A 5835-nucleotide genomic window follows, 5' to 3' on the forward strand; every position below is an offset into this window, starting at 1 on the left:
TGAGCGTCAAGGGGCTTCAGTTGGGCGGCGCAAGCCGCGTCAACGAAGTGCGGATAAATCCAATGCTCAACTTTGAGCAGATTTTATGGAACAGTTGAACCGAGAGGTGGTGGTGGAGTTGGCCGCAGCGATCCGTGTACGGCATGGATTGCGCACCCCAGATGCCTTGCAAGCGGCAACCTGTCTGCAGTTGGGGGCGCAGCATGTGCTCTTGACGGGAGATGCTGCATTCCGGCGTGTTCACGGTTTGAATGCCATCGTGCTGTCTTGATCCCCTATTAAAACGTCCCCGCCAACTCCCTCGCTGTCTCCTGCAACCTCGGCACAAACTCCAACGACCGCGACAGCGGCGATCGCGCCGTCGGCGCATGCACCGCCAGCGCCGCCACCACCTGCCCGCGCTCGTCGCGCACGGGCACGGCCACGCAGGAAATCCCCGCGACAAATTCCTCGTTGTCCACGCCCAGTTGCTTGTGCGCGCTGCGGTCCAGCTCGGCTTCGAGCAGTTCCACATTGGTGACCGTGTTGGGGGTAAAGCGCTCCAGCGGCAACTGCCGCACCAGCGCGCTGCGCTGCTCGCGCGGCAGCAGTGACAACAACAGCTTGCCGCTGGCCGAACAATGCAGCGGCACGCGCGAGCCCGGCTTCAGGTCCAGCCGCAGCGGCCACGGCGCCTCCATGCGGTCCAGGTACAGCACAGAGGTCTCGTGCAGCATGGTCAGGTTGACCGTCTCGCCGATGTCCGCCACCAGCCGCGCCAGAATGGCGTGGCGCAACTGCCGGGTACCCGAATGCGTGACGATGGCCACGCCAAGGCGCGACAGGCGCGGCCCCACGGCATAGGCATTGCGCGCGCCCGGCTCGCGGATCACCAGGCCGCCGGCTTCGAGCGCGCCGAGCATGCGGTGCAGCGAGGCCTTGGGCGCTTCGAAGCCCTGCATGATTTCCGCCAGCGACAAGGGGCGGTCGGCGGCGACCAGGAATTCAAGCAGGGCGAAGGCGCGTAGCGTGGGGGTATCGCGGTCCGCCGCTGCATCGGCCGCGACGCTCGGAACCGGCGCCGTGGCGGCCGGTTCTTCCAGCCGCAAGGGGGCCGTCGCCGCGCGCGGTGCCTTGGCGGGCTTTCCCTTGGGTGCCTCGGAAGGCGCTTTTCTTTGTGTTGCTACTGTGGCCGATTTCAATTCGGACTCCGTTCCGGAAAACGAGACAATTTGATTGTACTTCCGGAACGGCATTCGTAACTAGCGGCGTATCAAGGCTTAATCCAGTTTTGCCCCGCTCGCCTTCAACAGCTTGCTCCAGCGCTGCGCCTCGGCCGTAATCTTCTTGCCGAAGTCCTCCGGGCCCAGCTCCGCCGGGAGGGCGCCCGCGGATTCGAGGTTCTTCAGCATCGCGGCATTCTTCAGCATCTCTCGCACCTTCGCATACAGGCTCCTTTGTACTTCCACGGGCGTGCCGCGCGGCGCGGTGAGGCCAAACCAGTTGCTAACCTTGAAGCCCGGTACGCCCGACTCGGCGGCGGAAGGCACCGATGGCATCATCGGAATCCGCTTGTCGCTGGCCACGGCGATGGCGCGCAACTTACCTGACTCGATGAAGCCGGCCACGGTCGGTGCCGCGGTAATCAGGATGTCGATCTGGCCTCCGAGCAAGTCGTTCAACGCCGGCCCGGAACCCTTATAGGGAACGTGGCTGATATCGATCTTTGCAACGGACTTGAGCAGTTCGCCGGCGACATGAGGGCCGCTGCCCGGACCGCCGGATCCGAACGTAACCTTGCCGGGATTTTGCCTGGCGTACTCGATCAGCTCCTTCAGGTTATGCGCGGGCACCTTCGGATTCACCACGAGCACGTAGGGTGCTTCGGCGAATTGCGCGATCGGCATAAAGTCACGGAGTGGGTCGAAGGTTAGCTTGGAGAAGAGGGCGGGAACGACTGTGGTCGTCATCTCGGTAGCCAGCAGCGTATAGCCATTCGGCTCAGCCTTCGCCACGTAAGCCATGGCGATCGTGCCGCTTGCACCGGGCTTGTTTTCGACGAGGAATGGCTGCCGATACGCTTCACCCATATAGCGCGCTATGGCCCGCGTGACATAGTCGGTGGAACCACCCGGCGCATAGGGCACGGCGATCGTTACTGTCTTGGTCGGATAGGTTTCCGCGGCCTGGGCGGCCACTGCGCAGACTGCGCTGAACAGCAGGCCGAGGACGGATAGGGTTTTCATGTTTGTCTCCTGGGGCTTCGCGAACCGATGCCGCTTTGGTGAAAGGGAAGTCGCTACGGCGACGACTTCCGTGCCCATGCTGATTTTTTTTGGCGCATCAGTCTTGCCGCTTCCATGCGGCGTGTTCCGCTTGTCACGGCACGGAGGGGCGGGCGCGAACGTACCCGCCCCCCTGGCCTTCGGCTGGCTTATTGATCGACGACGAAGCCATCGAGATGCGGGCGCATCGAGATCGGCCGGGACAGCGGCGGGCGGATTTTCTGCGCATCCGGCACCAGGTTCATGCCGAGTCCCGGACCGGTGGGAATGTCGACGAAGCCGTTCAGCGGCAGCGGGACCTGGTCCACGATATTGGTGCCCAGGTGCTCCGGCCGCGACTCGAAGATGCCGGCCTCGAAACCCGTAGCGTATTCCTGGATTGCAAAGTTGGGGATGGCGGCATCCAGCTGCAGGCAGGCGGCGAGCCCGATCGGCGAGAGCGGGTTGTGTGGCACCACTTGCACGTGATGGGCCTCCGCCATGGCCGCCACCTTGCGCGCGCCGGTGATGCCGCCGCAAACGCATGGGTCCACCCGGGCGTATTCCACGCTATTGCGGCTCAGCAGCGCTTGGAATTCGTAGATGGAGGTGAAGCGCTCGCCGGTTGCGATGGGAATATGGATTTTTCCGGCGACGCGCGTCATGCCATCCGGGCCTTCGGGCCGGATCGGATCTTCGATAAACATCGGATGCGTGTCTTCGATGCCGCGGGCGAACACTACGGCTTCCGCCGGCGTCAGGCGGCGATGCAGTTCGATCAGCAAGTCCACGCGGTCGCCGACGACTTCCCGCATGCGATGCACGTTGTCGATGGCATCGCGCATCTTCTTGATATGCGTCTTGAAGTAGACCTGGTCATTGCCTTCATCGAGGAAGGGGTTGAGGTGGCCAAACGCCGTGAAACCCGCCTCCATCTTCGCTTTGCATTCCACCAGGATCTTCTCGATGCTGCTCTCGTAGATATGCCCGTAAATGCGTGCCTTGGTGCGCACCGGGCCGCCCAGCAACTGGTAGATCGGCACATTCAGCGCCTTGCCCTTGATGTCCCACAGGGCGATATCGATCGCGGAGATGGCCGAGTTGATGGCGATGCCCTGGAAGTAGCCGAACCGATGCATCACGTTCCAGTGGTGCTCGATGTCGAACGGGTCTTTCCCCTCCAGGTATTGCGCAAAGCGCCGGATAGCCGCGGCCGAGGCCTCCAGCTGGCCCCAGGCACCCGATTCGCCAACGCCAACGATGCCCTCATCCGTGCTGACGCGGGCAAACATGAACTGCCCGACGTGCAGGGCCTCGACTTTGGTGATCCTCATTCTGATCCTTTCGATTGCTGATCCGGCACTTCGACGAAGGCGGACTTGTAGTTCCAGCGGCCGGATAGCGCCTGGCCAGTAACTCGATTCATGTTTGGAAACGTTTCCGGAAACGTTTCCAAAGAATAGATGGCATACTTCAGGGCGTCAAGAGCAGATTTGAAATTCGCCCCGAATGAGCAACAAGCCTTCTTCTTCCGAAACCAGGCGCGCCGGCATCAAGGAGGTCGCCGAACGCGCGGGTGTCGGCATCGCCTCCGTGTCGCGGGTGCTTTCCGGCCAGCCGGGATCCAGCCCGCAGTTGACCGAGCGGGTGATGCAGGCGGCGCGCGAACTCGGCTATATGCCGAACCTGATGGCGCAAAACCTGCGCCGGCGGACCACGAAGTCAATCGGATTCGTCGGGTCCGACATTACCAATCCCTTGCTGGCCTCGATCGTCGGGGGTGCGGAAAGCGTGCTGAGCGCGGCCGGTTATTCCGTCCTTCTGACCAATTCCGGTGGGGCGCCGGACGTGGACGCGCAGCGCATTGAAGTGCTGCTGCAGCGGCAGGTCGACGGATTAATCGTGCTGCCCGCGCTGGAGGACAACGCCGCGACGATTGCGGCACTTGCCAGCGCCACCGCGCCGGTAGTGGTCATCGACCGCGCCATGGCGGGCGATCTCGATGTGCACTATGTGCTCTCCGATCATTACCTTGGCATGGGCGAGGCGACGCGGCATTTGCTGCGGCAAGGGCACCGGCGCGTCGGCTTGGCGGTCGGCCACGATGTGCGTCCGTCTCGGGAGCGGATCCGGGCGGTGGAAGATGCCTTTCGCGGGCTGGGGCTGGCGCCGGATGTGATGGTCGACTCCGGCAGCCTGTCGCCCGAGCATGGGGAGAGTGCGATGGAAGGCTTTCTGGCCGACGCAAGGCCGCCCACCGCGGTGATTCTCGGTGGTAATCAGTTGCTCGAAGGGGCCTTGCGTGCCGTACGCCAGCGCGGCTTGCGCTTGGGCGAGCAACTGTCGCTAGTGTGTTGCGATGATGTTGCGCTGTCCCGGATGTACGATCCGCCGATCGCGTCCGTGCTGCGCGACCCAGCGCTGCTGGGCCAGCGTGCCGCCGAGGTGTTGCTCGAGCAGATCAAAGACCCGCACCAGACCACCCCGGTCTTGCTGCCTACCAGCTTCGAGCTTCGCGCAAGCTGCGGGCCAGTTGCCGCGCCAAAGACAAAGCCATCGCGCCGCGCCGGCTAAGCTAGCGCGCCAGTTGCAGCGTCACAATCCCCGCCACGACCAGCGCCGTTGCCACCAGGCGGCGCTTGTCAAACGGCTCGCGCAACAAAAAGTGCCCAAGCAGCGCGGCAAAGATCACGCTCGATTCGCGCAGCGCGGCCAGCTTGGTTACGGGCGCCAGCGTCATGGCCCAGAGCATCAGCGCATAGGAGCCGACGCGATTGATGCCGCCGATCGACGCACGCTTCCATTCCTGGCGGAACAGGGTAAGCAGGGTGCTGCCGCGCCGGGTGAAGGCATAGCTGGGCATGAAGATATGCGACAGCAGTTGCAGCCAGGCGATGTATGAAAACACTTCACCATAGCGTTTGACGGCCGTGCCGTCGATCACCGTGCCGCCGGCCAGGCAGGCGCCCGCCATCAGGGCGAATGCCATCAGGTCGGGCGACTGGCTGCGCCAGCGCACCAGGCTGACCAGGCCGAGGCAGATCATGGCAATGCCAGCGTAACCGCCGAACCCGAGCTGCTCGGCGCCCGTCAGCAGCAGGATCACGGCGACCATCAGCGGGGCCGAGCCGCGCATCAGGGGATAGGCCTGGCTGAAGTCGCCGCGGTTGTAGGCGGCCACCAGCGATAGCTTGTAGCCGACTTCCAGCGTGACGGTGGCCAGCAGGAAGGGCCAGACCTGGGGCGCTGGCAGCGGCACCAGGAACACCATCGGCAAGGCCACGAGAAAGCAGAAGCTGTCGATCAGTGCCATCGACGACAGGCGGTCGCCGCCGATCTTGACGATGGCGTTCCATGATGCGTGCATCATGGCGGAGAGCATGACGGCTAGGAAGGCTGTGGCGTGGAAGTTGGTGGGGAGGGGCATTGGTGGGGGTGTTAGGGGGCTAAGAGCAACTGCAACTGCAACTGCAACTTCAAAGGCTTAAAGTCAAAGGCAGTTTCACCACCCCTGCGGGGCGGCGACCTACTTTTTTGTCTTGCCAAAAAAGTAGGCAAAAAAGGCGCGCCGGATGGGGCGACACCCCCTCGG

6 protein-coding genes are annotated in these 5835 nt (G+C 63.5%); 2 read left to right on the forward strand and 4 right to left on the reverse strand.

Annotated elements, in window-relative coordinates; translation table 11 throughout:
• Positions 1–85 precede the first annotated feature (85 nt).
• On the forward strand, positions 86–271 hold the full coding sequence (locus ACYP5B_RS37445; protein WP_459572936.1) for a type II toxin-antitoxin system VapC family toxin: 186 nt from the start codon (positions 86–88) through the stop codon (positions 269–271).
• 7 nt (positions 272–278) lie between these two features.
• Here the strand turns inward: ACYP5B_RS37445 and ACYP5B_RS37450 are convergent, their stop codons facing one another.
• From ACYP5B_RS37450 to ACYP5B_RS37460, 3 genes are all read right to left on the reverse strand, one after another.
• Positions 279–1181 (reverse strand): IclR family transcriptional regulator, encoded by a 903-nt coding sequence (locus ACYP5B_RS37450; RefSeq protein ID WP_318238259.1) that lies wholly within the window; start codon positions 1179–1181, stop codon positions 279–281.
• Positions 1182–1259: 78 nt separating this feature from the next.
• Complete coding sequence (locus ACYP5B_RS37455; RefSeq protein ID WP_459572937.1) at positions 1260–2303, reverse strand: Bug family tripartite tricarboxylate transporter substrate binding protein; 1044 nt, start codon at positions 2301–2303, stop codon at positions 1260–1262.
• Positions 2304–2413: 110 nt separating this feature from the next.
• Complete coding sequence (locus ACYP5B_RS37460) at positions 2414–3577, reverse strand: mandelate racemase/muconate lactonizing enzyme family protein (RefSeq protein WP_318238257.1); 1164 nt, start codon at positions 3575–3577, stop codon at positions 2414–2416.
• A gap of 175 nt (positions 3578–3752) precedes the next feature.
• Between ACYP5B_RS37460 and ACYP5B_RS37465 the strand changes: the two genes are divergently transcribed.
• Complete coding sequence (locus ACYP5B_RS37465; RefSeq protein WP_459572938.1) at positions 3753–4817, forward strand: LacI family DNA-binding transcriptional regulator; 1065 nt, start codon at positions 3753–3755, stop codon at positions 4815–4817.
• A gap of 1 nt (position 4818) precedes the next feature.
• Here ACYP5B_RS37465 and ACYP5B_RS37470 read toward each other — a convergent pair whose 3' ends face one another.
• Complete coding sequence (locus ACYP5B_RS37470; RefSeq protein ID WP_459572939.1) at positions 4819–5670, reverse strand: EamA family transporter; 852 nt, start codon at positions 5668–5670, stop codon at positions 4819–4821.
• Positions 5671–5835 lie beyond the last annotated feature (165 nt).

This window comes from Cupriavidus sp. 8B (genome assembly GCF_054589115.1).

What these genes read in the sequence shown, in the direction of transcription:
- ACYP5B_RS37460 (WP_318238257.1), bottom strand. Translation starts at nt 3,577, where the DNA reads ATGAGGATCACCAAAGTCGAGGCCCTGCACGTCGGGCAGTTCATGTTT.
- ACYP5B_RS37445 (WP_459572936.1), top strand. Translation starts at nt 86, where the DNA reads ATGGAACAGTTGAACCGAGAGGTGGTGGTGGAGTTGGCCGCAGCGATC.
- ACYP5B_RS37465 (WP_459572938.1), top strand. Translation starts at nt 3,753, where the DNA reads ATGAGCAACAAGCCTTCTTCTTCCGAAACCAGGCGCGCCGGCATCAAG.
- ACYP5B_RS37470 (WP_459572939.1), bottom strand. Translation starts at nt 5,670, where the DNA reads ATGCCCCTCCCCACCAACTTCCACGCCACAGCCTTCCTAGCCGTCATG.
- ACYP5B_RS37455 (WP_459572937.1), bottom strand. Translation starts at nt 2,303, where the DNA reads ATGGGCACGGAAGTCGTCGCCGTAGCGACTTCCCTTTCACCAAAGCGG.